General features: G+C 72.1%; 21 protein-coding genes. 9 read left to right on the forward strand and 12 right to left on the reverse strand.

Translation table 11 applies throughout. The features are described from left to right. Positions 1-847 (reverse strand): homocysteine S-methyltransferase family protein (locus GPJ59_RS13925; RefSeq protein ID WP_219667416.1); only part of this gene is annotated, 847 nt, incomplete at its 3' end. Between the two features lie 251 nt (positions 848-1,098). Here GPJ59_RS13925 and GPJ59_RS13930 point away from each other — a divergent pair. From GPJ59_RS13930 to GPJ59_RS13950, 5 genes are all read left to right on the forward strand, one after another. Continuing rightward, a complete protein-coding gene (locus GPJ59_RS13930) occupies positions 1,099-1,866 on the forward strand; it encodes an IclR family transcriptional regulator (protein ID WP_219667417.1) in 768 nt (255 codons plus the stop codon). A 441-nt stretch (positions 1,867-2,307) separates the two neighbouring features. Next, positions 2,308-3,096 carry an MIP/aquaporin family protein gene (locus tag GPJ59_RS13935; protein WP_219667418.1) on the forward strand — a complete coding sequence of 263 codons (789 nt, stop codon included), beginning with the start codon at positions 2,308-2,310 and terminating at the stop codon, positions 3,094-3,096. An 84-nt stretch (positions 3,097-3,180) separates the two neighbouring features. Beyond that, on the forward strand, positions 3,181-4,707 hold the full coding sequence (glpK, locus tag GPJ59_RS13940) for a glycerol kinase GlpK (RefSeq protein WP_219667419.1): 1,527 nt from the start codon (positions 3,181-3,183) through the stop codon (positions 4,705-4,707). Positions 4,708-4,782: 75 nt separating this feature from the next. Next, the gene (locus GPJ59_RS13945) at positions 4,783-6,390 is read left to right on the forward strand and encodes a glycerol-3-phosphate dehydrogenase/oxidase (RefSeq protein WP_219667420.1); all 1,608 of its coding nucleotides are present in this window, start codon (positions 4,783-4,785) and stop codon (positions 6,388-6,390) included. Between the two features lie 142 nt (positions 6,391-6,532). Next, positions 6,533-7,498, forward strand: coding sequence for a PAC2 family protein (locus tag GPJ59_RS13950; RefSeq protein WP_219667421.1), 966 nt, complete (start codon positions 6,533-6,535; stop codon positions 7,496-7,498). Positions 7,499-7,739: 241 nt separating this feature from the next. On the opposite strand, the gene mshC is transcribed toward GPJ59_RS13950, so the two are convergent. The 4 genes from mshC to GPJ59_RS13970 form a co-directional block, all read right to left on the reverse strand. After that, a complete protein-coding gene (gene mshC / locus GPJ59_RS13955) occupies positions 7,740-8,969 on the reverse strand; it encodes a cysteine--1-D-myo-inosityl 2-amino-2-deoxy-alpha-D-glucopyranoside ligase (protein WP_219667422.1) in 1,230 nt (409 codons plus the stop codon). A gap of 122 nt (positions 8,970-9,091) precedes the next feature. Next, positions 9,092-9,880 carry an SCO1664 family protein gene (locus GPJ59_RS13960; RefSeq protein WP_219667436.1) on the reverse strand — a complete coding sequence of 263 codons (789 nt, stop codon included), beginning with the start codon at positions 9,878-9,880 and terminating at the stop codon, positions 9,092-9,094. Between the two features lie 14 nt (positions 9,881-9,894). After that, positions 9,895-10,485 carry a DUF3090 domain-containing protein gene (locus tag GPJ59_RS13965; RefSeq protein WP_219667435.1) on the reverse strand — a complete coding sequence of 197 codons (591 nt, stop codon included), beginning with the start codon at positions 10,483-10,485 and terminating at the stop codon, positions 9,895-9,897. Positions 10,486-10,588: 103 nt separating this feature from the next. After that, positions 10,589-11,305: a histidine phosphatase family protein gene (locus GPJ59_RS13970; protein ID WP_219667423.1), complete on the reverse strand. Its 717-nt coding sequence runs from the start codon at positions 11,303-11,305 to the stop codon at positions 10,589-10,591. Positions 11,306-11,387: 82 nt separating this feature from the next. Between GPJ59_RS13970 and corA the strand changes: the two genes are divergently transcribed. Then, entirely contained in the window at positions 11,388-12,383 is a 996-nt protein-coding gene (gene corA, locus GPJ59_RS13975) for a magnesium/cobalt transporter CorA (RefSeq protein WP_219667424.1), read from the forward strand. Between the two features lie 48 nt (positions 12,384-12,431). Here corA and GPJ59_RS13980 read toward each other — a convergent pair whose 3' ends face one another. Together GPJ59_RS13980 and GPJ59_RS13985 are read right to left on the reverse strand one after the other, a co-directional pair. Further along, positions 12,432-13,220 carry a ferritin-like domain-containing protein gene (locus tag GPJ59_RS13980; RefSeq protein ID WP_219667425.1) on the reverse strand — a complete coding sequence of 263 codons (789 nt, stop codon included), beginning with the start codon at positions 13,218-13,220 and terminating at the stop codon, positions 12,432-12,434. 232 nt (positions 13,221-13,452) lie between these two features. After that, positions 13,453-14,502, reverse strand: coding sequence for an LLM class F420-dependent oxidoreductase (locus GPJ59_RS13985; RefSeq protein ID WP_219667426.1), 1,050 nt, complete (start codon positions 14,500-14,502; stop codon positions 13,453-13,455). Positions 14,503-14,592: 90 nt separating this feature from the next. Here GPJ59_RS13985 and GPJ59_RS13990 point away from each other — a divergent pair, with 90 nt between their 5' ends. Next, positions 14,593-15,576 (forward strand): aldo/keto reductase, encoded by a 984-nt coding sequence (locus GPJ59_RS13990; protein ID WP_219667427.1) that lies wholly within the window; start codon positions 14,593-14,595, stop codon positions 15,574-15,576. A gap of 655 nt (positions 15,577-16,231) precedes the next feature. Then, positions 16,232-16,702: an ATP-binding protein gene (locus tag GPJ59_RS13995; RefSeq protein WP_219667428.1), complete on the forward strand. Its 471-nt coding sequence runs from the start codon at positions 16,232-16,234 to the stop codon at positions 16,700-16,702. Between the two features lie 78 nt (positions 16,703-16,780). On the opposite strand, the gene GPJ59_RS14000 is transcribed toward GPJ59_RS13995, so the two are convergent. Beyond that, positions 16,781-18,247 carry an aminopeptidase P family protein gene (locus tag GPJ59_RS14000; protein ID WP_219667429.1) on the reverse strand — a complete coding sequence of 489 codons (1,467 nt, stop codon included), beginning with the start codon at positions 18,245-18,247 and terminating at the stop codon, positions 16,781-16,783. Between the two features lie 112 nt (positions 18,248-18,359). Then, positions 18,360-19,982: a PP2C family protein-serine/threonine phosphatase gene (locus GPJ59_RS14005; protein ID WP_219667430.1), complete on the reverse strand. Its 1,623-nt coding sequence runs from the start codon at positions 19,980-19,982 to the stop codon at positions 18,360-18,362. A 416-nt stretch (positions 19,983-20,398) separates the two neighbouring features. Here GPJ59_RS14005 and GPJ59_RS14010 point away from each other — a divergent pair, with 416 nt between their 5' ends. Further along, entirely contained in the window at positions 20,399-21,103 is a 705-nt protein-coding gene (locus GPJ59_RS14010) for a bifunctional DNA primase/polymerase (protein ID WP_219667431.1), read from the forward strand. A 994-nt stretch (positions 21,104-22,097) separates the two neighbouring features. Here GPJ59_RS14010 and GPJ59_RS14015 read toward each other — a convergent pair. From GPJ59_RS14015 to GPJ59_RS14025, 3 genes are all read right to left on the reverse strand, one after another. Then, on the reverse strand, positions 22,098-23,063 hold the full coding sequence (locus GPJ59_RS14015; protein WP_219667432.1) for a DUF5926 family protein: 966 nt from the start codon (positions 23,061-23,063) through the stop codon (positions 22,098-22,100). 242 nt (positions 23,064-23,305) lie between these two features. After that, positions 23,306-23,908: an ATP-binding protein gene (locus tag GPJ59_RS14020; protein ID WP_219667433.1), complete on the reverse strand. Its 603-nt coding sequence runs from the start codon at positions 23,906-23,908 to the stop codon at positions 23,306-23,308. Positions 23,909-24,004: 96 nt separating this feature from the next. Continuing rightward, the gene (locus GPJ59_RS14025) at positions 24,005-24,823 is read right to left on the reverse strand and encodes a glycerophosphodiester phosphodiesterase (RefSeq protein WP_219667434.1); all 819 of its coding nucleotides are present in this window, start codon (positions 24,821-24,823) and stop codon (positions 24,005-24,007) included. Positions 24,824-25,191: the final 368 nt, after the last annotated feature.

Genomic DNA, 25,191 nt, shown 5'->3' on the forward strand with positions numbered 1-25,191 from the left:
CCGAAGCCGACAGCGGATAGTGCGCCCCGTCCTTGGTCAGCACCGGCAGACCCGCGTTCGGCATGCACGAGATCGGGATACGGGCGTTGCGGGCCAGGTAGCGCAGGTGCTCGCTCATCTCGGCCGGACCCGTCGCACAGTTCAGGCCGATCATGTCGATGCCCAGCGGCTCCAACGAGGTCAGCGCCGCGCCGATCTCCGAACCCAGCAACATCGTGCCGGTCGTCTCCACCGTCACCGAGCAGATCAGCGGCACGGAGACCCCGAGGGCCTCCATGGCCCGGCGGGCGCCGATGATCGCCGACTTCGTCTGCAGCAGGTCCTGCGTGGTCTCCACCAGCAGCGCGTCCGCACCACCCGTCAGCAGACCCTCCGCGTTGACCTGGAAGGCGTCCCGGATCGTGGTGTAGCCGATGTGGCCGAGCGTCGGCAGCTTCGTGCCCGGACCCATCGAGCCCAGCACCCACCGCTGCTGCCCCGTCTCGGCGGTGAACCGGTCCGCGACCTCGCGGGCGACGCGGGCACCCGCCTCGGACAGCTCGAAATTCCGGTCCGTGATCTCGTACTCGGCGAGCGCGGAGTAGTTCGCACCGAAGGTGTTGGTCTCCACGCAGTCCACGCCCACGGCGAAGTACGCCTCGTGGACGGAACGGACGATGTCCGGGCGGGTGACACTGAGGATCTCGTTGCAGCCCTCCAGCTGCTGGAAGTCCTCCAGCGTGGGCTCCTGGGCCTGGAGCATCGTCCCCATCGCCCCGTCGGCGACCACCACGCGGGTGGCGAGTGCCTCTCGGAGGGCGTCCGCCCTGGTCTGGGTGTCTGCGGGCAGGTTCGGCAACGAGGCCATGGGTGTGCTCCCTGGGATGCGACGGCTGTCGGCTTTACACCCCTTCTGACAGGGGTGTACGCGGTCAGGGTATCCATGAGGACCTCCCCCCGGTGCAGGTGTCCCACGGACCGGACAGGCATTCTGTGCGCGGGGCTGGCTGGATTCCCTCGGTACCGGCCTGCGTCCCGGTTCTGCACCCAGTCGACATCGGCCGATAGAGTTCGACATTGTCGAACCACGTCTTTACAGCGCCTTCAGGAGGCTGCGCGATGGCACGGAACATCCAGTCGCTCGAACGAGCCGCTGCGATGCTGCGACTCCTGGCGGGCGGCGAGCGCCGGCTCGGCCTGTCGGACATCTCCTCCGCCCTGGGTCTGGCCAAGGGCACGGCCCACGGCATCCTGCGCACGCTCCAGGCCGAGGGCTTCGTGGAGCAGGACCCGGCGTCGGGCCGCTACCAGCTGGGCGCGGAGCTGCTGCGCCTGGGCAACAGCTACCTGGACGTGCACGAGCTGCGCGCCCGCGCGCTGGTGTGGACGGACGACCTGGCCCGGGCGAGCGGCGAGAGCGTGTACGTGGGCGTGCTGCACCAGCAGGGGGTGCTGATCATGCACCACGTGTTCCGCCCGGACGACAGCCGTCAGGTGCTGGAGGTGGGGGCCATGCAGCCGCTGCACTCGACGGCGCTGGGCAAGGTGCTCTCGGCGTACGACCCGATGGCGCACAGCGAGGCCGTGGAGGGTGAGCGGGAGGCGTTCACCTCGCGCACGGTGACCGAGCTCGCGGGCTTCGAGTCCGTGCTGGACCTGACCCGGGCCCGGGGCTGGGCGGCGGACGTGGAGGAGACCTGGGAGGGCATCGCCTCGGTGGCGGCGCCCATCCACGACCGCCGGCGGATGCCGGTGGGCGCGGTGGCGGTGGCGGGGGCCGTGGAGCGGGTCTGCGGGGAGTCCGGGGAGCCGCGGCCAGGGCTGGTGGCGTCGGTCCGGGACTGCGCGCGGGCCGTCTCACGGGATCTGGGCGCGGGCCGCTTCTGAGGCGCCGGGCCGCCGCGCGGGGGCATGCCGGGCCGCTTCCGAGGCCCCTCAGGCCGCCCCACGGGGCGCGCCGGGCCGCGTCTGCGACCGCTTCCGGACCCTTCGGTTCCGACCGGTACTGGGCTTCCCTCTGGGCGCTACAGGGTGACTTCTGTCCACCTTGTGGCGCCTTTTCGCCATTCTTTGGCCGCACAGTGACCGATTTTGGACGATCGTACCGCGTGGTAACGATCCCGCAATCTGGCCCAGCCGACTCTTGACGTGTTCTTCACCCTGGGGAAAAACTGCCGTTCACCGGTCGACATTGTCGAACACCTACCGGCAATACGCGCTAGGGTGTGACAAGCCAAGGACCGGTGAAGCACTCACCGAGTGCGCGGACAAGCCGGAGCTACCCGGCGTGTCCGCCAACCCCCTGGACGTAGGACAAAGGAGTCGCGGGTGTCCAGCTCCGACATCTTCATCGGCGAGACCATCGGTACCGCCGTACTCATCCTGCTCGGAGCCGGCGTCGTCGCCGGCGTCGTGCTCAAGCGCTCGAAGTCGCAGAACGCCGGCTGGCTGGCGATCACCTTCGGGTGGGGCTTCGCGGTCATGACCGCCGTCTACATGACGGGTACCCTCTCCGGCGCCCATCTCAACCCCGCCGTCACCGTCGGCATCGCGATCAAGGACGGCGAGTGGGGCAACGTCCCGGTCTACCTCGCCGGCCAGATGCTCGGCGCGATGATCGGTGCCGTGCTGGCCTGGGTGGCGTACTACGGCCAGTTCCAGGCGCACCTGACCGACCCTGAGATCGTCGCCACCAAGTCGGAGGCCGCGGGCCTGGTCGACCAGAAGACCGAGCCGGCCGCCGGCCCGGTGCTGGGCATCTTCTCCACCGGCCCCGAGGTCCGCAACGTGTGGCAGAACCTCGCCACCGAGGCCATCGGCACCCTGGTGCTCGTCCTGGCGATCCTCGCCTTCGGTCTCAACGACAGCGGCAAGGGCCTCGGCCTCCTCGGCGGCCTGATCGTCGCCTTCCTCGTCGTGAGCATCGGCCTCTCGCTCGGCGGTCCGACCGGCTACGCCATCAACCCGGCGCGCGACCTGGGTCCGCGCATCGTGCACGCGCTGCTGCCGCTGCCGAACAAGGGCGGCTCGGACTGGGGCTACGCCTGGATCCCGGTCGTCGGCCCGCTGATCGGTGGAGCCCTCGCCGGGGGTATCTACAACCTCGCGTTCGTCTGAGCCGTTCGCCCACGCCGTAACACCGCACGCGCACGCGCACGCCGCACGCCGTAACGCCCACCGGACTTCCCAGGAGCAGCAGACATGACCACCAGCACCGGTCCCTTCATCGCCGCCATCGACCAGGGCACCACCTCCTCCCGCTGCATCGTCTTCGACCGTGACGGCCGCATCGTCGCCGTCGACCAGAAGGAGCACGAGCAGATCTTCCCCAAGCCGGGCTGGGTGGAGCACGACGCCACCGAGATCTGGACCAACGTCCAGGAGGTCGTCGCCGGCGCCATCGCCAAGGCCGAGATCACCGCCGCCGACGTCAAGGCCGTCGGCATCACCAACCAGCGCGAGACCACCGTGCTGTGGGACAAGAACACCGGTGAGCCGGTGCACAACGCGCTCGTGTGGCAGGACACCCGCACCGACGCCCTGTGCAAGGAGCTCGGCCGCAACGTCGGCCAGGACCGCTTCCGCCGCGAGACGGGCCTGCCGCTGGCGAGCTACTTCTCCGGCCCGAAGGTCCGCTGGCTGCTCGACAACGTCGAGGGCCTGCGCGAGCGCGCCGAGGCCGGCGACATCCTCTTCGGCACCATGGACACCTGGGTCATCTGGAACCTCACCGGTGGTGTCAACGGCGGCCACCACGTCACGGACGTCACCAACGCCTCCCGCACCCTCCTGATGAACCTGCACGACCTGGCCTGGGACGAGCGCATCCTGGCCTCGATGGAGATCCCGGCCGCGGTCCTGCCCGAGATCCGCTCCTCCGCCGAGGTCTACGGCGAGGTCAAGGAGGGCGTCCTCGCGGGCGTCCCGGTGGCCTCCGCGCTCGGCGACCAGCAGGCCGCCCTGTTCGGCCAGACCTGCTTCGCCGAGGGCGAGGCCAAGTCCACGTACGGCACCGGAACGTTCATGCTGATGAACACCGGCGACAAGATCATCAACTCCTACAGCGGCCTGCTGACCACGGTCGGCTACCAGATCGGCGACCAGAAGCCGGTCTACGCCCTGGAGGGCTCCATCGCGGTCACCGGCTCGCTCGTCCAGTGGATGCGCGACCAGATGGGCTTGATCAAGTCCGCGGCCGAGATCGAGACCCTGGCCTCCTCCGTCGAGGACAACGGCGGCGCCTACTTCGTGCCCGCCTTCTCCGGCCTGTTCGCCCCGTACTGGCGCTCCGACGCCCGCGGTGTGATCGCCGGCCTCACCCGGTACGTCACCAAGGCGCACATCGCCCGTGCCGTCCTGGAGGCCACGGCCTGGCAGACCCGTGAGATCACCGACGCCATGACCAAGGACTCGGGCGTCGAGCTCGCGGCCCTGAAGGTCGACGGCGGCATGACCTCCAACAACCTGCTGATGCAGACCCTCTCGGACTTCCTGGACGCCCCCGTGGTCCGTCCGATGGTCGCCGAGACCACCTGCCTCGGTGCCGCCTACGCCGCCGGTCTGGCCGTCGGCTTCTGGCCCGACACCGACGCGCTGCGCGCCAACTGGCGCCGGGCCGCGGAGTGGACCCCGCGAATGCCGGCCGACCAGCGGGAGCGCGAGTACAAGAGCTGGCTCAAGGCCGTTGAGCGGACCATGGGCTGGGTCGACGACGAAGACGCCAGCTGACCGTAATCGGCTGACGCAAGCACGCCGGCCCCACCGCACCGGGGCCGGCGCAAGCGACGACGAGGAGCTAAGACAATGAGCAGCCTGCAGAGCGTGCCCGCCCTGGGCACGCACCCGACCGCCGGTTCGAACGCGAGCCGCGCCGAGACCCGCGAGCAGTTGGCGAAGGCCACGTACGACCTGCTGGTCATCGGCGGCGGCATCCTGGGCACCTCGGTGGCCTGGCACGCCGCGCAGTCGGGTCTGCGGGTCGCCATGGTGGACGCCGGCGACTTCGCCGGCGCCACCTCCTCGGCCTCCTCCAAGCTGGTCCACGGCGGCCTGCGCTACCTGCAGACCGGCGCGGTCAAGCTGGTCGCCGAGAACCACCACGAGCGGCGGGTGCTGGCCAAGGACGTGGCCCCGCACCTGGTCAACCCGCTCACCTTCTACCTGCCGGTCTACAAGGGCGGCCCGGTGGGTGCGGCCAAGCTGGGCGCGGGCGTCTTCGCCTACTCCGCCCTCTCGGCCTTCGGCGACGGCATGGGCAAGGTCATATCCCCGGCCCGTGCCGCCGCCGACAACCCCGGCCTGCGCACGGACAACCTCAAGGCCGTCGCGGTCTACTACGACCACCAGATGAACGACTCCCGCGTCGCCGTGATGACGGTCCGCGCGGCCGTCGAGTCCGGTGCGGTCGTCCTCAACCACGCCGAGGTCACCGGCCTGCGCATGACGCAGGGCCGGGTCACCGGTGCCGAGCTGAAGGACCGCCTGGACGGCACCGAGTTCGGCGTCGACGCGCGCGTCGTGCTCAACGCCACCGGCCCGTGGGTGGACCACCTGCGGCGCATGGAAGACAAGCACGCCGCCCCGTCGATCCGGCTGTCCAAGGGCGCGCACATCGTGATGAAGCGCAAGTCGCCGTGGAAGGCCGCCATGGCCACCCCGATCGACAAGTACCGCATCACCTTCGCCCTCCCCTGGGAGGACCAGCTCCTGCTCGGCACCACCGACACCCAGTACGAGGGCGACCCGGCGGACGTCAAGGCCACCGAGGCCGACATCCAGCAGATCCTGGACGAGGCCGCGTTCTCCATCAAGGACGCCGACCTCGACCGCTCCCTGATGACGTACGCCTTCGCGGGCCTGCGGGTGCTGCCCGGCGGCCCCGGCGACGTCGCCCAGGCCAAGCGCGAGACGGTCGTCACCGAGGGCAGCGGCGGCATGCTGTCGGTGGCCGGCGGCAAGTGGACGACGTACCGGCACATCGGCCGCGTGGTCATGGACAAGCTGGCCAAGCTGCCGGGCAGCCCGCTGACCGAGGACATGGAGCCGGTGAAGTCGCTGGTGCGCCGGGTGCCGCTGCCCGGTGTGGCCAACCCCAACGCGGTCGCGCACCGCCTGCTGGTGGACCGCGAGCCGGGCATGCGGATGGACCCGCTGACCGCCAAGCACCTGGCCACCCACTACGGCTCGCTGGCCTTCGACATCGCGCGGATGGTCAACGAGAGCCCGGAGCTGGGCGAGCGGATCCACGAGGACGGCCCGGAGATCTGGGCGCAGGTCGCCTACGCCCGCGACCACGAGTGGGCCGAGACGGTCGACGACGTGCTGCGCCGCCGTACGACGGTGACCATCCGCGGTCTGGACGACGAGGCCGTGCGCGAGCGCGTGGCCTCGATGCTGGCCGAGAAGGCCTGAGTCCCGGCGGCATAGCACGCCGATCCATGGGCAGGGGGCGGTTCCCGACAACGGGCACCGCCCCCTGTCGCGGTCTGTGGGCCGGTCGTATCAAGGCTTAGGCTGGCCCACGTACACAAGGGAACTTCGGAAGGAGACCTGGGTGATCGAGCTTGAGGGCGTGCCCGAGCTGATCGACCCGGTCATGGTGGCCGCGTTCGAGGGCTGGAACGACGCGGGTGACGCCGCGTCCGGTGCGGTGGCGCACCTGGACCGCGAGTGGAAGGGAGAGGTCTTCGCCGCGCTCGACGCCGAGGACTACTACGACTTCCAGGTCAACCGGCCCACGGTGTGGCTGGACAACGGGGTACGCAAGATCACCTGGCCGACGACCCGGCTGTCGGTGGTGCGGATCGGCGGCGCCAAGCCGCGCGACCTGGTACTCGTGCGGGGGATCGAGCCGTCCATGCGGTGGCGGTCCTTCTGCAACGAGATCCTGGGCTTCGCCCACGAGTTGGGCGTGGAGATGGTGGTGATCCTGGGCGCCCTGCTCGGTGACACCCCGCACACGCGGCCGGTGCCGGTCAGCGGGGTGACCTCGGACCCGGACCTGGCACGCAGGATGGAACTGGAGGAGACCCGCTACGAGGGCCCGACGGGCATCGTCGGCATCCTGCAGGAGGCCTGTACGCACGCGGGCGTGCCGGCCGTCTCGCTGTGGGCGGCGGTCCCCCACTACGTGTCGCAGCCGCCGAACCCGAAGGCGACGCTGGCGCTGCTGAACCGCCTGGAGGACCTGATCGACACCCGCATCCCGCTGGGTGAGCTCCCGGAGGACGCGCGGGCGTGGCAGCTGGGCGTGGACCAACTCGCGGCGGAGGACAGCGAGGTGGCGGAGTACGTGCAGTCGCTGGAGGAGGCGCGGGACACGGCGGACCTGCCGGAGGCGTCGGGCGAGGCGATCGCGCGCGAGTTCGAGCGGTACCTGAGGCGGCGGGACCCGTCGTCGTCCGGGGCGGAGCCGGGGACGGCGGCGGAGTCGGGCGGCACGTACTTCCGTGACCCCTCGGGGGGCGGGGCCGGCCGGCCGAAGCCGAAGCCGGAGGACCCGGACGAGGACACGCCGTAGCGGGGCCGCTGCGCGGGGCCTCTTCCCCACCCCGCCCCTTCCCGTAACCGGGGCTCCGCCCCGGACCCCGCGCCTCAAACGCCGGCGGGGCTGGAAAGATCCAGCCCGCGCGGCGTTTGAGCGCAACGGGCGCGAAGCGCACGTAAGGGGGTCTGGGGGCGCAGCCCCCAGTTTCGGGAAGGGGCGGGGTGGGGAAAGGCCCCGCGCAGCGGCCCACGGAGCCCCGCCCCGCCCCGTCCGTCTACAGCGCTACGCCCAGCAGCGCGTCGACCGTGCGGGAGACCACGCCGGGGGCCGATTCGTCATCGCCGCCCTCCTCGGCCTGGAGCGCAGCCCAGCGGTCGACGGCAGCAAGCGCCGCCGGCGCGTCAAGATCATTCGCCAGAGCCGCCCGGACCTCCTCGACGAGGCCGTCGGCCGACGGCCCGTCGGGGCGGGAGACGGCCGCGCGCCAGCGCCCGAGCCGGGCCACCGCCTCCGCCAGCACCTCGTCGGTCCACTCCCAGTCCGCCCGGTAGTGGTGCGAGAGCAGCGCCAGCCGGATCGCGGCCGGGTCCACGCCCGCGCGTCGCAGCGCGGAGACGAAGACCAGGTTGCCCTTGGACTTGGACATCTTCTCGCCGTGCAGGGCGACCATGCCCGCGTGCACGTACGCCTTGGCCATCGGGAACTCCCCCGTCAGCACCTGCGCGTGCGAGGCCCCCATCTCGTGGTGGGGGAAGGCCAGGTCGGAGCCGCCGCCCTGGATGTCGAAGCCCATGCCCAGGTGGTCCAGGGCGATGGCCACGCACTCGATGTGCCAGCCCGGGCGGCCGCGGCCGAGGGTGGCGCCGTCCCAGCTGGGCTCGCCCTCTCGGGCCGCCATCCACAGCATCGGGTCGAGCGGGTTCTTCTTGCCGGGGCGTTCCGGGTCGCCGCCGCGCTCGGCCGAAAGCAGCCGCATCGCCTCGGCGTCCAGGCCGGAGACACCGCCGAAGTGCGGGTCGGACTCGACGGAGAAGTAGATGTCGCCGTCCAGCTCGTACGCGGCGCCGGCGTCGCGCAGCCGCTCCACCAGCGGCACGATGCCCGGTATGGCCTCGACGGCGCCGATGTAGTGCTGCGGCGGGAGCATCCGCAGGGCGGTCATGTCCTCGCGGAACAGTGCGGTCTCGCGCTCGGCGAGCTCGGTCCAGTCGTGGCCGTCCCGCAGCGCCCGCTCCAGCAGCGGATCGTCCACGTCGGTCACGTTCTGGACGTAGTGGACCTGCCGCTTGGTGTCGAGCCACACGCGCTGCACGAGGTCGAACGCGTTGTAGGTCGCCGCGTGACCGATGTGGGTCGCGTCGTACGGGGTGATGCCGCAGACGTAGATGCGGGCGACGGGACCGGGGTCGAGGGTGATCGGACCGCCGGTCGCGGTGTCGTGGATCTGGAGGTCGCGGCCCTTGCCGGGCAGGGCGGGGACCTCAGAAGCGGGCCAGGCATGCATGTGTCGAGCCTAACCGGACGGATGTTCCGTACACGAACCGGACCAGCACTGTTGTCCGGATCGGCACTCTTGCGGTCCGGGCTGTTGTGTGCCAGTGCGGGCGGGTCGGGTTCCCGCGCTGCTCAGACGGGTGGCCAGGGGATGGCCGGCCACTGTCCGGAGGGGCTCGGGTGCACTCCGGTGCGCAGGAGTACGGCCACCCGGTCGCGTACGGCGGCCAGCTCGGCGGCGGTGATCAGCTCGGCCAGCCGGGTGGCCAGCGGGGCGCCGTCGGCCAGGGCGCCGGCCAGGGTGCGGAGCACCTCGCGGGCCTCGTCGGTCAGCGGTTCGCCCGCCCAGCCCCACAGCAGGGTGCGCAGCTTGTCCTCGGTGTGGAAGGTGACGCCGTGGTCGATGCCGTAAAGGCGTCCGCCGGGGGCGGGCAGCAGGTGGCCGCCCTTGCGGTCGGCGTTGTTGATCACCGCGTCGAGGACGGCGAGCCGGCGCAGCCGCTCGTCGTCGGCGTGCACGAGCAGGGCGGTGCGGCCCTCTCCGACATCGGCGAAGGCCACCGGTTTCCAGCCCGGGCCGGGCTCGTCGCCCTCGACCAGGGCCAGGAGCGACTCCCCCGGGGTGTCCTCGGCGGAGGTGATCCAGTGCTGGACCATGCCTTCGCCGTAGGGGCCGTCGCGCAGCACGGTGGCCGGGACCAGGCCCCAGCCGGTGGCCTCGGAGACCAGGTAGGCGGCCCGCTCGCGCTGGGCGAGGGTGCCGTCGGGGAAGTCCCACAGCGGGCGCTCGCCCTTGACCGGCTTGTACACGCACTCGGCGGTGACGCCGTCGTGCGTGACCGTGCACAGCAGCACGGCGTTCGAGGCCTCGCGGATGCGGCCGCGCACGCTCAGCTCGCCGCGGGCGAGGACGTCCTCCATGGAGGTCACGGCGGTCACACCTGACGCCGGTATCCGTTCTGGCGCGGACACACATGTCCTTCCGGGTCCAGCGGCAGGCTGCACAGCGGGCAGGGCGGCCGGCCGGCGTTGACGACGTCCAGGGCGCGCTTGGCGAAGGCGCGGGCCTGCGCCCCGGTCAGGCGTACCCGCAGCATGGGCGGGCCGTTCTCCTCGTCCTGGAGGAGGCGTTCCTCGGCCTCGGCCAGGTCTTCCTCGGAGTCGGCGTCGAGCTCCACCAGTGCCTGCGCCTCGACGATCATGCGCTGGTGCTCGCCGTCCCAGGCCAGGGCCATGGTGCCGACGCGGAACTCCTCGTCGACGGGGACGTCCAGCGGGGCGGTGTCGGCCGCCTCGGCCGGGGCGACGGCGGGGACCGGGGCGTTGCCGCCGGTGCGCCGTACGACCTCGTCGAGGAGTTCGTCCATGCGCTCGGCCAGCGCGGCGACCTGCGTCTTCTCCAGGGAGACGCTGGTGACGCGGGGGCCGGAGGAGGCCTGGAGGAAGAACGTACGTCGTCCAGGCAGGCCGACCGTGCCGGCCACGAAGCGGTCCGGCGGGTCGTAGAGGAACACCTGACGGGGCACGTCCATTCTCCAAGTCTGGGGGTCTCCCCGGACGGAGTCCGGGGGAGGCAGGGGGCGGGCTGCGCACGTGTTTCGGTCCAGTCCACCCTACTGCGCCGTTCGATCACGCCGCGCCGGCGCCGCCGCCCACGACGGCGTTCCCGCCGTCCTCGGTGGCCTGGTCGGCCGCGGCGGCGCTGTCGGGCTGGCGGGGGGCCAGCGAGCCGAAGTCGCCGGTGTCGCCGAGCCGGAGCAGGAACGGGCGGGTGGGGGTGTAGCGGATGGCGGTGATCGAGCACGGGTCGACGTGGATGCGCTGGAAGAGGTCCAGGTGCATGCCGAGGGCGTCGGCGACAAGGGACTTGATGATGTCGCCGTGCGAGCACATCACATAGACGGCGTCGGCGCCGTGCTCCTCGGTGATCCGCGCGTTCCACTCGCGTACGGCGTCGACCGCGCGCGCCTGCATGGCCCGCATGGACTCGCCGCCGGGGAAGGCGGCCGCCGAGGGGTGCTGCTGGACGATCCGCATCAGCGGCTCGTCGGCGAGTTCGGCGAGTTTGCGGCCGGACCAGTCGCCGTAGTGGCACTCGCCGATCCGCTCGTCCGTGTGCAGCGCCAGCTCCGGCCGGGCGGCGAGCAGCGGGCCGAGCGTCTGGTGGCAGCGCTCCAACGGGCTGGTGACGGCGGCGGCGATGGGCAGCCCGGCGAGCCGGCCGGGCAGCGCGGCCGCCTGGGCGGCGCCGTGTTCGTCCAGGGTGACGCCGGGCGTCCAGCCGGCGAGCACGCCGGCGGTGTTGGCGGTGGACCGCCCGTGTCGTACGAGGATCAGCGTGGCCATGCGGCCAAGCGTAGGGGCTTCACCCGCGTGGCGGGCGGCCTGTGGACGGACGGCTGTCCGGGCGGGTACCGGGCAGGGAAGAATGCGCTGCGTGATGGTGGACTGCGCGATGTACCGGGACGGCCGGCGGACCGACGGCCCCGCGGACCTCTCGGACGCCCTGGCCGAGGCGCGGGCGGACGGCGACACGTTTTTGTGGGTCGGCCTGCACGATCCGACGGAGAAGGAGTTCGGCCATGTCAGCGAGGAGTTCGGGCTGCACCGGCTGGCGGTCGAGGACGCGCTGACGGCCGCGCACCAGCGCCCGAAGCTGGAGGTCTACGACGACTCGCTGGTCGTCGTCCTCAAGCCGGTCTCGTACGACGACGCCCTCGACACGGTGAGCACCGGCGAGCTGATGGTCTTCATAGGCGATTCGTTCGTGGTCACCGTCCGGTACGGCGAGTGCGGGGCGCTGTCCGCCGTGCGGCGCCGGCTGGAGCAGGAGCCGGAGGTCCTGCGGCACGGGCCGACGGCGGTGCTGTACGCGGTCTCGGACGCGGTCGTGGACACGTACATAGAGGTGGCCGGGGAGCTCCAGGCGGACCTGGAGGAGCTGGAGGCGGAGGTCTTCGCCCCGCAGGCGTCCGACGCCAAGGGGGTCGCGTCGCGGATCTACGGCTTCAAGCGGCAGGTGCTGGAGTTCCGCCGGGCGGCGAGTCCGCTGCTGCAGCCCATGGAGCGGCTGGCGTTCGCCGGCGTCCCCTTCGTCGACGACCAGGCCCGGCCGTTCTTCCGCGACGTGGCGGACCACCTGACCAAGGCCAACGAGTACACCGAGGGCCTGGACCGGCTGTTGTCGGACGTGCTGGCGGCTCACCTGGCGCAGGTGGGGGTGCGGCAGAACGACGACATGCGCAAGATCTCGGCGTGGGCGGCCATGGCGGCGGTGCCGACGATGGTGGCCGGTATCTACGGGATGAACTTCGACCACATGCCCGAGAAGCACTGGTACTGGGGCTATGAGGGGGTGCTCCTGCTGATGGCGGCCGTGTGCGTGGGTCTGTACCGGCTGTTCAAGCGCCGGGGCTGGCTCTGAGTGCGGGGCCGGGCGTCGGGGGGCGTGTCACCCCGGCACCCGGCCCGGTCAGGCGAACTCGGGGGCGGTGGTGGGCGCCCCGCCGAGGGCATTGCGCCGCTCGGGCATGCGCAGGCTGACCATGCGGTGCCAGCCGGCGAGACGTTCGTAGCCGTACCTGCCGCGGATGCCGGCGGCCAGCGCCGCGGACTTGGCGCGGGGCCAGTGCAGCAGCCGGCCCATGTGGTCCATGACCGCGAGGCTCACGTCGCGGTGGACGCGGATCTCGGTGAGGGCGCTGTCGCGCAGCACGCGCTGGATGGTGCGGCCGTGGCCCTGGTGGTTGAGCCGCAGCAACTCCTCGTGGCAGTAGGCGAGGTGGTTGTCCTCGTCGCTGCTGATCATGTGGACGGCCTTGCCGAGTTCGGGGTGGCTGCCGAAGTGCGTGACGAGCAACTCCATCTGTTCGGCGGCCCGTTGCTCGGTGACCCGGCTGTGGGAGAGGTAGACCACGATGTCCTGCTGGGTCAACGGCTCGTGGCGGCGCAGCTTTTCGTGGGGCAGCCCGATGCCCTGCCGTTCCAGGAGCATCGTGTAGTCGGTCTCGGGCGGGACCGGGACGGGCGGCAGGCCGCGCTTGCGCAGCAGGGCGTGGAAGATGCGTCCGTGCTTGTCCTCGTCGGCGCCGTGCCGGGTGATCTTCGGGGCCATGTCGCGCATGCCGTCCGGTACGAGAGCGGCGATACGGGCGTTCTCCCAGCCGCCCTGGGTCTCCCCGCTGGCGGCGATGGAGCAGAACAGCTGGAAGGAGTCGTCGTTGTCGACGATCTCCTGGAACAGGCTGCGGGCAGAGAACATGGATCCACCTCCGGACGTTCTACGGACTCAACGAAAGTCCGGATCGCCCGGGGCGGCAACCGCCCGGCCGCGGCACTCGGCCGAACGAAGGACGCGAAGGAGGCGAAGGACGCGAAGGACGCGAAGGGGTGGGCGCGGGCGCGTAACCCCATGGGCGTCGCGCGCGTTGATGGGGGTGACGGCCGTGGCGGGGAAGACCCCCGAGCCCCCACCACGGCCGCGGGTCTCCTCGTCAGGCGAGGCCGGCGAGCTCCAGGGCCTCGGTGCCCGCGCGCAGGGCCGCGAGGCGCTCGTCCAGGGTGAAGCCGGCCGGGGCCAGCGTGAGCGTGGTGACGCCGGCGGCGGCGTAGGCCTTCATCCCGTCGGCGATCCGCTCCACGGAACCTAGCAGGGTGGTCGAGTCGATCAGCGAGTGCGGGATCGCGGCGGCCGCGCCCTGCTTGTCGCCGGCCAGGTACTTGTCCTGGATCTCGGCGGCCTCCTTCTCGTAGCCCATGCGCTGGGCGAGCTGGTTGTAGAAGTTCTGCTTGCGGCTGCCCATGCCGCCGACGTAGAGCGCGGTGTAGGGCCGGAACATGTCCGCCAGCGCGTGCACGTCGTCGCCGAGGGCCAGCGGGACGGTCGGGCAGACGTCGAAGCCGTCCATCGTCAGGCCCGCCTTCTCGCGGCCGGCCCGGACGTGCCGCAGCGCGGTCTCCTCCAGGTGCTCGGCGGCCGGGAAGATCAGCAGGGCGCCGTCGGCGATCTCGCCGGTCTGCTCCAGGTTCTTCGGGCCGATGGCGGCGATGTAGAGGGGGATGCGCTCGCGGGTGGGGTGCACGGTGAGCTTGAGCGGCTTGCCCGGGCCGCCGGGCAGCGGCAGGGTCCAGTGCTCACCCTCGTGGGTGAGGCGCTCGCGGGTCATGGCCTTGCGGACGATCTCGACGTACTCGCGGGTGCGGGCGAGCGGCTTGTCGAACTTCACGCCGTACCAGCCCTCGGAGACCTGCGGGCCGGAGACGCCGAGGCCGAGGCGGAACCGGCCGCCGGAGAGCGAGTCGAGGGTGGCCGCGGTCATGGCGGTCATGGCGGGCTGGCGGGCCGGGATCTGCATGATCGCGGAGCCGACGTCGATCCGCTCGGTCTGCGCGGCCACCCAGGAGAGCACGGTGGGCGCGTCGGAGCCGTACGCCTCGGCGGCCCAGCAGACGTCGTAGCCGAGCCGGTCGGCCTCCTGGGCGACGGCGAGGTTGTCGGCGTCCATGCCCGCACCCCAGTAGCCGAGATTGATGCCGAGCCGCATGTCGTCCCCTTACCGATCAGTAACGTTACGTTGCGGGGACTGTAGCGCGCCCGGGTCCCATCCGTCAGCGCCCCAGTAGTCTCAGCGGTCATGGAGCAGAGGCATCTCGGCCGCACCGGCCTGCGCGTGTCCCGGATCGGCCTCGGCACCCTGACCTGGGGGCGCGACACCGGGGAAGAGGCCGCCGCAGACCTGTTGAAGAACTTCTGGGAGGCCGGCGGCACGCTGGTCGACACCGCCGACGTGTACGGCGGCGGGGAGGCGGAGTACCTGCTCGGACGGCTGGTCGGGGGCCTGGTGCCGCGCCAGGACCTGGTGATCGCGACGAAGGCGGGCAGCGTGCCGGACCCGAAGCGGCGGGTCGACGGCTCCCGCGGGTACCTGCTGGCGGCGCTGGACGCGTCGCTGGCCCGGCTGGGCACGGACCACGTGGACCTGTGGCAGGTCCACGCCTTCGACCCGGCGACCCCGCTGGAGGAGACCCTGCAGGCGCTCGACATGGCGGTGGCCAGCGGGCGGGCCCGGTACGCGGGGGTGGCCGGGTTCAGCGGCTGGCAGCTGGCGAAGGCCGCGACCTGGCAGCTGGCGGCGCCGGGGACCCGGACCCGGCTGGCCGGGGTCCAGCTGGAGTACTCCCTGCTCCAGCGCGGCGTGGAACGCGAGGTGCTGCCCGCGGCGCTCGACCTGGGCGTGGGCCTGCTCCCCTCCTCCCCGCTGGGCCGGGGGGTCCTGACGGGCAAGTACCGGGACGGCACCCCGGCGGGGTCGCGCGGGGCGTCGGAGCTGATGGCGGGCTTCGTCGAGCCCTACCTGGACGACGCCGCCGGCCGGATCGTGGACGCGGTCGTCACGGCGGCGAACGGGCTTGCCGTGACCCCGCTCCAGGTGGCCCTGGCGTGGCTGCGGGACCGCCCGGGCGTCACCGCGCCGATCGTGGGTGCCCGGACATCGGCGCAGCTCAGCGCGGCGTTGTCGGTGGAGACCCTTAGTCTTCCCGAGGAGATCTGCAGGGCGCTGGACGATGTGTCGGCGCCCGTGCACCGCTACCCCGATCACGACTGGAGCACGCTGTGAGCACGGACCGCCCCGCCCCGGACCCGGACCCGGCCGCCGAGGCAGGGGACACCTGGCCCGTCCCCGAACGCCCGGCAGACCAGGCTGCCCCGGCCGGAGCGGGGGCGCCTGAGGGCGCGCGCGAGGCGGCTGCGCAGGGCGACGACGAGGCCGGGGCGGCGGACGCGGCGGCGGCGTGCTGGCCGAGGCCGAACACGGCGTGCAGGACGAGCTGGCCGCAGGCCAGGGCGGCGGCGATCCCGGGCAGGGAGCGCCGGTGTCCGGCCAGGGGGGCCGCGACCGCGAACACGGCGAGGAAGGCCGCGCCGAGGGCCCACCAGGGCACGGTCGCGCAGGAGGCCAGGGCGTGCCCGGCACCGGACAGCACGACGAGGACCGCGGTGAACACCGCGGCCCGAAGGAGCCGGAGGCCGGTTCCCGCGTGCGTCGTCCGGGGGGCAGCAGTCATGGCCGGGCCATCATCGCACTGGGGTCGGGCGAACCGTACGGCAGGTCCGGAAGGTCCCTTGAGTCCCCGTCGATCCCGGCTGGATCCCCTTGGTCCTGCCCGCAATCGCGCCATACACCGGGACCCGAAAGTTCCGCATCGGCCGAATGAGGGCTCTGCGGGTCGCGAAGGGCTTACGCCGTGCCGCGGGCGGCAATAGGTATCGGTATGAGCATCTGGTGGTCTCTCCACTTGAGGCGCGAGGCCGCGAGCGTTCCGCTCGCCAGGCGGCTGCTGCTGGGGGCTATGGAGACCGCGGGAGTGGACCCGGACATCTCCTTCGACCTCTCGGTGGCGCTGAGCGAGGCGTGCGCGAACGCGGTGGAGCACGGCGGGGCCAGCGGCGTGCCGGACGAGACCGAGGCCTACCGGGTCACGGCCTATCTGGACGGCGACTGCTGCCGGATCGAGGTGACCGACTCGGGTCCGGGCTTCCCGCCCGCCACGGTGGCCCGCCACAGACCTGCCTCGGCCGAGCACGGCCACAGACCGGTCCTGGCCGAGCACGGCCGCGGCCTGTGCCTGATCGAGGAGCTCGCCGACCACGTCCGCTTCCGCAACCGGCCGGGCCGGGGCGCCGTGGTGAGCTTCGACAAGATGCTGAAGTGGCGCGACGACGCGCGGCTGCTGGTGTCGTGACGAGGCTCCCCCGGGCACGCCCGGAGGAGCCTCGTCACGACCTGGGTGCCGGCGGGGGAACCGCCGGCTCGTCGGCCGTCAGCCCTTGAGGTGGGCCATCCAGGCCTCGACCTCGTCGGCCTGGCGGGGCAGGCCGGCGGAGAGGTTCCGGTTGCCGTCCTCGGTCACGAGGATGTCGTCCTCGATCCGGACGCCGATGCCGCGGTACTCCTCCGGGACCGTGAGGTCGTCCGCCTGGAAGTACAGGCCGGGCTCGACGGTCAGGCACATGCCCGGCTCCAGCGTGCCGTCGACGTAGGCCTCGGTGCGGGCGGCGGCGCAGTCGTGGACGTCCATGCCGAGCATGTGGCCGGTGCCGTGCAGGGTCCAACGGCGCTGCAGACCCAGCTCCAGCACCCGCTCGACGGGGCCTTCGAGCAGGCCCCACTCGACGAGCTTCTCGGCCAGGACGTGCTGGGAGGCGTCGTGGAAGTCGCGGAACTTCGCCCCCGGCTTGACCGCCGCGATGCCGGCTTCCTGGGACTCGTACACGGCGTCGTAGATCTTGCGCTGGATCTCGCTGTACCGGCCGCTGATCGGCAGGGTGCGGGTGACGTCCGCGGTGTAGAGGCTGTGGGTCTCCACGCCGGCGTCGAGCAGCAGCAGGTCGCCGGAGCGCACGGCGCCGTCGTTGCGGACCCAGTGCAGGGTGCAGGCGTGGGCGCCGGCGGCGCAGATGGAGCCGTAGCCGATGTCGTTGCCCTCGACCCGGGCGCGCAGGAAGAAGGTTCCTTCGATGTAGCGCTCGGAGGTCGCCTCGGCCTTGTCCAGGACCTTCACGACGTCCTCGAAGCCGCGGACGGTGGAGTCGACGGCCTTCTGCAGCTCGCCGATCTCGAAGTCGTCCTTCACGGCGCGGGCCTCGGAGAGGTAAACGCGCAGCTCCTCGTCGCGCTCGCCGGTGACCTTGTCGGTCAGGGCGGCCTCGACGACGGAGTCGTGGCCGCGGACCACGCGGACCGGGCCGGTGGCCTCCTTCAGCTCGTCGGCGACGGTGCGCACGTCCTTGACCGGGATGCCCAGCAGCTGCTCGGCCTCGGTCAGGGAGTGGCGGCGGCCGACCCACAGCTCGCCCTGGCCGGACAGCCAGAACTCGCCGTTCTCACGGTCGGAGCGGGGCAGCAGGTAGAGGGTGGCGGTGTGGCCCGTCTCACCGGCGGGCTCCAGGACCAGGACGCCGTTCTCGGTCTGGTCGCCGGTGAGGTACGCGTACTCGGTGGCGGCGCGGAAGGGGTACTCGGTGTCGTTCGAGCGGGTCTTCAGGCGGCCGGCCGGGACGACGAGGCGGTCGCCGGGGAAGCGCGCGGACAGCGCGGCGCGGCGGGCGGCGGTGTGCGAGGCCTGGGCGATGGGCTCCAGGCCGTGCAGCTCGGTGTCGGCCCAGCCGGTGCGCATGCTCTCGGCGAGTTCGTCGCTGACGCCCGGGTAGAGCCCGTTCTTGCGCTGCTTGTGCGTCTTCTTGGGCTGCTCTTCTTCCGGGGTCTCCGGGGTGAGCTCGTCAGCCACGTCATCTCCTCCTAGGACACGGGCCGGGTACGGACCTCGTCCATCGTATGTGCGAGGCCGAGTGCACCGGAGGGCCCGTGCAGGATCGGACGAACGGGTCAGACCGCTCGACTCAGTCGAAACGGGCGGCGAGCAGGACGATGTCCTCGTACGGGACGCCGCCCAGCCCGTCCGGCCCGCCCAGCCCGAGCCCGCCCAGCCCGAGCCCGCGCAGCCCGTCCGGCCCGTCCGGCCCGGCGGGGGCAGAGGCGGCGGCCGGCCCGTCGGGCAGCAGCGCGTGCAGGACGTGGTCGACGAGGGCGCCCGGGTCCTCGCGCACGGACCTCGGTACGCCCGCGGCCGCCGCGTGCAGCCGGGCGTAGGCCCGGTCCATGGAGTCGCCGGTGCGGCGCAGCAGCCCGTCGGTGTAGAGAAGCACCGTTTCTCCAGCCGCGGGTTCGATCTCCACGCTGGGCGCTTCCCAGCAGGAGAGCATGCCCAGCGGGGCGGACAGCGAGGTCTCCACGTACTCGGTGCGCCGGTCGCCGACGACCAGCGGCGGGGCGTGCCCGGCACCGGCGAGGAGGATCTTGCGCTGGGCGGGCTCGCAGTAGGCGAAGAGCGCGGTGGCGGAGCGGGCGGGCTCGGTGAGGCGCAGCAGCAGCTCCAGGTCGGACAGGACCGCGACGGGGTCCTCGCCCTCCATGACGGCGTACGCGCGTAGCGACGCCCGCATCCGGCCCATGGCGGCGACCGCACCGGGCCCGGAACCGGTGACGGAGCCGACGGCGAGGCCGAGCGCGCCCTCGGGCAGGGGCAGCGCGTCGTACCAGTCGCCGCCGCCGTGCGGGCCGGTGTGGTGGCGGGCGGCGAGCTGGACCCCGGGGACCCGGGGGAGCCGGCTGGGCAGGAGCTCCTCGGAAAGGGCGGCGAGCCGGGTCCGGGCCCGCGCGACCTCCAGCATCCGGGCGAGGTGCTCGGCCGCGTGGCGGACGTAGAGCCCGATGAGGTCGCGCTGGCGGTCGCCGGGCTCGGCCGGCTCGTCGTAGAGCCAGACGGCCGCGCCGAGCCGGCCGGTCGCCTCGGCGGTGAGCGGGAGCGAGTAGCTGGCGGCGTAGCCGAGGCGGGCGGCGACCTCGCGGTGGCGCGGGTCGACGGGGGCGGCGTACCCGCCGGCGCCCGGGACCGCGTCGGGTTCGGGCAGGAACTCGGAGCCGCCGTGGGCGTCGGGGAGGCCGTCGAGGATGCGGCCGTAGGAGGTGGCGCTGCGCGGGACGGTCTCGATGTGCCCGAGGTCCGCGTGGCCCAGGCCCAGGCCGATGGTGACGGCGGGGCCGAGGCCGTCGGTCGGCTCCAGCACGACCAGGCCGCGGCGGGCGCCGACGAGTGCGGCGCCGGCGCGCAGCAGTTCCCGCAGGGAGGAGTCGAGGTCGGCGGCGCGGGCGAGGCGCTCGGTGAGCTCGTGGAGCGTGGTGAGGTCGGAGACCATGCCGGCCAGCCGGTCCTGGATCAGGGTGCCGGAGGCGGCCGGAGGGGGAGCCGCGGGGAGGGCGCGCGCGGGCACGGGCGCGGCAGTCTGAGGGGACCCGGCAACTACTGGATCGATTCCAGCCACTTTCGGCAGGTGCGGCGCGCTCATGGCCTCCACCTTTCCACCTGGTGTGATTCGCCAAAAAGCATTGCAAACCCCCAGATCGTGCTGCGCCGCCATCAATGGGTCCACATCTACACGCAGACGAGGAGCGATGTCCAGCATTGCCCAGGTGGGAATCCTGGTGTCCGTGGTGCGACAACTCCCCGTCCGGCGGCAGTTAAAACATGGCCGGAAAAAGCTGGAAGCAGACCCTTTTTGAGGTCGACTGGGCGGCGCCGAAGTGGCTCCGGGTACGTAATCGGTGGTACTCGGGGTCAGTTGGCGCCCGTCCCGGCAGTCGCCGGGAACCGTCCGGCCATCCCTCGCCGTCCTTCTGGACGTGGGGCGCGGGGCGCGGACGGGCCCCGCGCGGGTCGCGCTCCGCCCCCGCCGGACGTTTCATGGACCCGTAAGACGACTGCACGAAGCGTGTGAACCTGCCTCTGGCCGACAGGGGCGCGAAACGTGTACGTGTGGTGAAACACCGCATACATGGTGTGATGTGGCCCTCGGCGTTCAACGGAAAGGAACGAGCGCTCATGCGCGAGATCCTCGGAAGGCGTCTCCAGCGGCTCCGTAGTTCATGGCTCTCCCTGCGCTCCTCCGGCCGGCCGGACGGCGGCTGCCCCGCCCTCCGCGACGCCGCGATGCACTGCGCCACCGTCCGGCAGTGGCCCGTACTGCCCGGGGTGGGCCGGGCGGGTGCCGACAGCAACCGGTGCGCCTGTCCTGATCCCGACTGCGTGGTCCCGGGCGCCCATCCCTTCGACCCGGGTCTGCTCGCGGCCACCTCCGACGCGCGGATGGTGGGCTGGTGGTGGGCCAACCGCCCCGGGGCGCCGGTCCTGCTGGCCACCGGCGGCACCGCGCCGTGCGCGGTGAGCCTGCCGGCCGTCGCCGGCCCGAAGGCCTTGGCCCGGCTGGACGCGCAGGGTCTGCGGCCGGGCCCCGTGGTGGCGACGCCGACCCGCTGGTCGCTGCTGGTGGCGCCGTACTCGCTGGAACGGCTGGGCGAACTCCTTTACGCCCAGGACCATGTGCCGTCCTCGCTCCGCTTCCACGGCGAGGGGGGCTATCTGCTGCTGCCGCCCTCGCCGGCGGCGGGCGGCGGGCAGGTCCGCTGGGAGCGGGAGCCGTCGGAGGCGGCCGGCCGGCCGTGGCTGCCGGACGTGGAGGACGTCGTCGACGCACTGGTCGAGGCGAGCAGCGGGGCGCCCGGCGGGGGCAGCAGGCTCGCGTACTGAGGCCGGGGGGCCGGGCGTACGGGGCCTCGGCCCGGTCGGTGTGCGCGGTCCCACCCGTGACCGCACCCGTGGCGGCACTCGTGGCGGCACTCGTGGCCGCACTCGCAGTCCGCCTGCGGTCCGCCTGCGGTCCGCCTGCGGTCACGGTCCGTCGCCGCGGTCACTCGAACGGGTGTCACGGGGGCGGGTTTCCCAGGGAATTGGGCGCGGGGATCTCCGAGGCCCTTTCCCCCGTCGCTATCTTCGCCGAATGAATCTCCGCCTGATCGGTATCGGCGCCGGTGTGCTCATCGTCTTGTCGCTTCCGCTGGCGGGTGCGATCGCCGGTCCGGATTCCGACGGTCCGGGCGACGCGAAGGGCGGCGGCCTGATCTCCTCGCTGGGACTGTCCGAACCCGGCCGCCGGTCCCCCGCGCCCGCCCCCCACGCACCCGCGCCCGCGGATCCCGGCCCGCCGCGCCAGCCGCGTACGGAGGCCCGCTGCGGGCCCGAACTCTCCTCGCCCCACGGCGTGGAGGCGCAGACCTGTGTGCTGGCGGAGTCCGGCCGGACGTGGGGGCGCAGCTACTACCGGAACACGAGCGGCCGGTCGCTGGAAGGCGTCCTCACGCTCATGGGTCCCGCCGGGCGGACGTGGCAGATCAGGTGTTCCGTGGGAGCGGGAGACGAACCCGGACTGTGCGAAACACCGCGTGAGCAATCGGCGGGTGCGCAGGACGCGTACACGGCTGTTGCGGAATTTGCAGTTCCGGATGATGAAGGGCGGCTGTTGCTGCGATCCGGAAGCAACTCACCTGCTTCCACGGACGGTTGAACGCCGTAGAAATGGAAGGGCCCGGTCGCTGGCGACGGGGGATGCACCAGCGACCGGGCTACAAGAACGGTAACAAGAGATCGCCTGTTCGCAAATTCGATCTCTGATATTCGGACACCGATTTGCAGGCGATTAGCGGGAGTTGTGACTCCGGTCACCGCCCCTGCGGGGGCGCTCCGATCAGCTCAGCGTCACCTGGCGGTTGGTGAGGCCGCCCCGCGCCCGACGCTCCTCCGAGGTCAGCGGCGCGTCCGTGGCCAGGGCCTTTGCCAGCTTCTCGGCGAACTGCGCGGCCGGCTTCTCGACGTCCGCGGCGGTCGTCGCGGTGGGCAGGTCCCAGACCGGGACCATCAGGCCGTGCGCACGGAAGGAGCCGACGAGCTTGGTGCCCTCGCCGAGGGAGGTCTCGCCCGCCACCTGCATCCGCGCCAGGGCGTCGAGCAGCTTCTCCTCGGGGTGCGGCATGACCCAGCGCAGGTGGTTCTTCTCGGGGGTCTCGCACCAGTAGGCCGCGTCCACGCCCGTGAGCTTGACGGTCGGGATGGCGGCGGCGTTGGCCCGCTCCAGGGATGCGGCGATCTCCGGCGAGGAGGCCTGGGCGCCCGCCGCATCCGGAATCCAGAATTCGAAACCGCTGTGGACAACCGGCTCGAAAACGCCGTCGGTGTCGAGGAGGTCCTGGAGGCGCGGCCCCTCGGCGGGCACCCGGCGGGCGGGAACCGGATTACCCGGCTCCGTGGCGAGGGCGCGCTCCAGCGTGTCGGCCATGTCCCGGGCCAGGTCGCCCGACGAGGAGTCGTTCTGCAGGCCGAGCAGGACGGAGCCGTCCTCGCGGCGCAGCGCCGGCCACGCCATCGGCAGCACTGTCGCCAGCGTGACGGACGGGACGCCCTCGGGCAGGCCGCCCTTGAGGTGGAGCGGGACCGTGGCCGCGGGCACCAGCTCGCGCAGCGCCACCCAGTCGCACTCGCCCGGCAGTCCCTCGAACGGACGCTGGACCAGCTCCGTGGCGGCGTGGGCCGCGCCACGGCCGTGGCACGCCTTGTAGCGGCGCCCGGACCCGCAGGGGCAGGGCTCGCGGGCACCCACCACGGGGATCTCCCCGTCCTTGAGCTGAGGCTTTGCTGCGGGGCGCTTCTTGGCCATCGTGGGTGTCTCCCGGTTGCGGCGGTACGGCGTCACGGGACTGCGTGACGTGACTGGGCGCGAGCCTAGTCGTTCGTACCGCCGGAACCGGGAGGCTGCGGCCGGGAGTACGGTCGGCGTGCACTCCCGGGCGGCCGCCTGTTCGGATGGCCGGTCGGAACCTCGCTTGTCCGGTCGGAACTCGCTGGTCCGGTCGGAACCTCGCTGCGGTGGTCGGGTCCTCGTTGCGGTGGTCGCCCCGCTCAGGCGTCGAGATCGTCGAAGGGTGCCGTGAAGTCGATCGTCGGCGCCGCAACGCGCGTAGCGAAATCGTCGTGCCGGGTCCCGGCCGCAACGACCACCCACACGGTGACCTCGCCCGCGGCTCCGTCGCGGACACCCCAGTCCTGGGCGAGGGCGCTGATGATGTTCAGCCCCCGGCCGCCGTGCGCGGTGACCGAGGGCGTGGCCGGAACCGGGCGGGTGGGCCCGCCTCCGTCCGTGACCTCGACCGTCAGCCGCCCCGCATGGTCGACGCGCCACGCGGCGCGTATGTCCCCGTCCCCGATCCCCCCGGCACCGAGCGGTCTGCCGTGCCGGCAGGCATTGCTCAGCAGTTCGGAAAGGATCAGTACAGCGTCGTCCACGATCGATTCGGCCACCCCGCTGAGCCTCAGTTGCTCACGCATGCGGTGCCTTGCTTCCCCCACGCCCGCAGGGCCATGGGGTACGGCCATGCACGACGACGTGGGCACCTCCTGTGCCACCACCAACGCCACCCCCGGAACCTCCTTAGCCCCACGCCATGGTCTGGATGCCCCAATGGCCTGGACCGGAAACCGATGATGGGGCGCCCTGTGACGCATTCATGACGCATTCATGACGACTGGATGCGGAACGGATGCGCCGGTGCACACCCTGTAACGGAAGGGGGTTGCGGGACTCCTGGGCAAACCGGGACGTCAGCGGCCGAGCTGGGACAGAACCTGTCGCGGCCGGTTCGTGATGATCGCTTCCACACCCAGATCAGCGCAGAGCTGAACGTCTTCGGGCTCGTTCACGGTCCAGACGTGCACGGAGTGTCCGGCGGCCTGGAGCTTGCGGATGAAGGCGGGGTGGTTGCGGACGATCCGCATCCCCGGCCCGGCGATCCGCACGCCGGCGGGCAGCCGCCCGTCCCGCATCCGCGGCGAGATGAACTGCATCAGATAGACCACGGGGACCGTCGGCGCAGCCGCGCGCACCCGGTGCAGGGAGCGGGCCGAGAAGCTCATGACGCGCACGGGGTGCGGCCCCTCGGCGGGCGGGGCGTCCAGGCCGAAGCGCTTGAGGAGGAAGAGGAGGCGCTCCTCCACCTGTCCGGCCCAGCGCGTCGGGTGCTTCGTCTCGATGGCCAGCTCCACCGGTCGCCCGGCGTCGGCCACCAGCTCCAGCAGGCGCTCCAGGGTGAGGACGGAGGTACGCTCGGAGAGCCGTTCGGGGTCGGTGTCCCAGTCCGGAGCCTCGTCGCGGTCGCGGTCCTTCCACGAGCCGAAGTCGAGGGCGGCCAGATCGGCCAGCTCCAGGGCGGAGACCGCCCCGCGCCCGTTGGAGGTGCGGTTGACCCTGCGGTCGTGGACCAGGACCAGATGGCCGTCGGCGGTCAGCCGGACGTCGCATTCGAGCGCGTCGGCACCGTCCTCGATCGCCCTCCGGTAGGCGGCGAGGGTGTGCTCCGGGGCGTCCTCGGAGGCCCCTCGGTGGGCGACGACCTGGATGGTGCGCGGCGTTGCATGGGTCACCGGGTCATGGTGCCACTGCCGGGGCACCGCGTGCCGGGCCGGGCGCGAACGCACAGGTCCGGCTTACAGTGCTCTGACGGTTCATGGGAAAAACTTGCTCAAGAACTGCTCAGGAACTTGTACGGCTGCTCGAACGTTCAGCCGGACCGATGTCCAAAGCCGTGTGCGACGAGGAGAGAGCGCTGTGAGCACCGAGAACGAGGGCACCGCGGCCCCCACACCCCCCGTGGCCCCCTCCGCACCCCCGGCGCCGGCGGCCCCCGCGACCCCGCAGTCCTCGGCCGCCCGCCAGGAGCCGGCCCTCTCACTATTACAAATCTCCTGACACACGAAACCCAGGGCGGACTTGAAAGCCGTCTTCTGTCATT

It is taken from the genome of Streptomyces bambusae (assembly GCF_019400985.1).
GTDB classification, from domain to species: domain Bacteria; phylum Actinomycetota; class Actinomycetes; order Streptomycetales; family Streptomycetaceae; genus Streptomyces; species Streptomyces bambusae_A.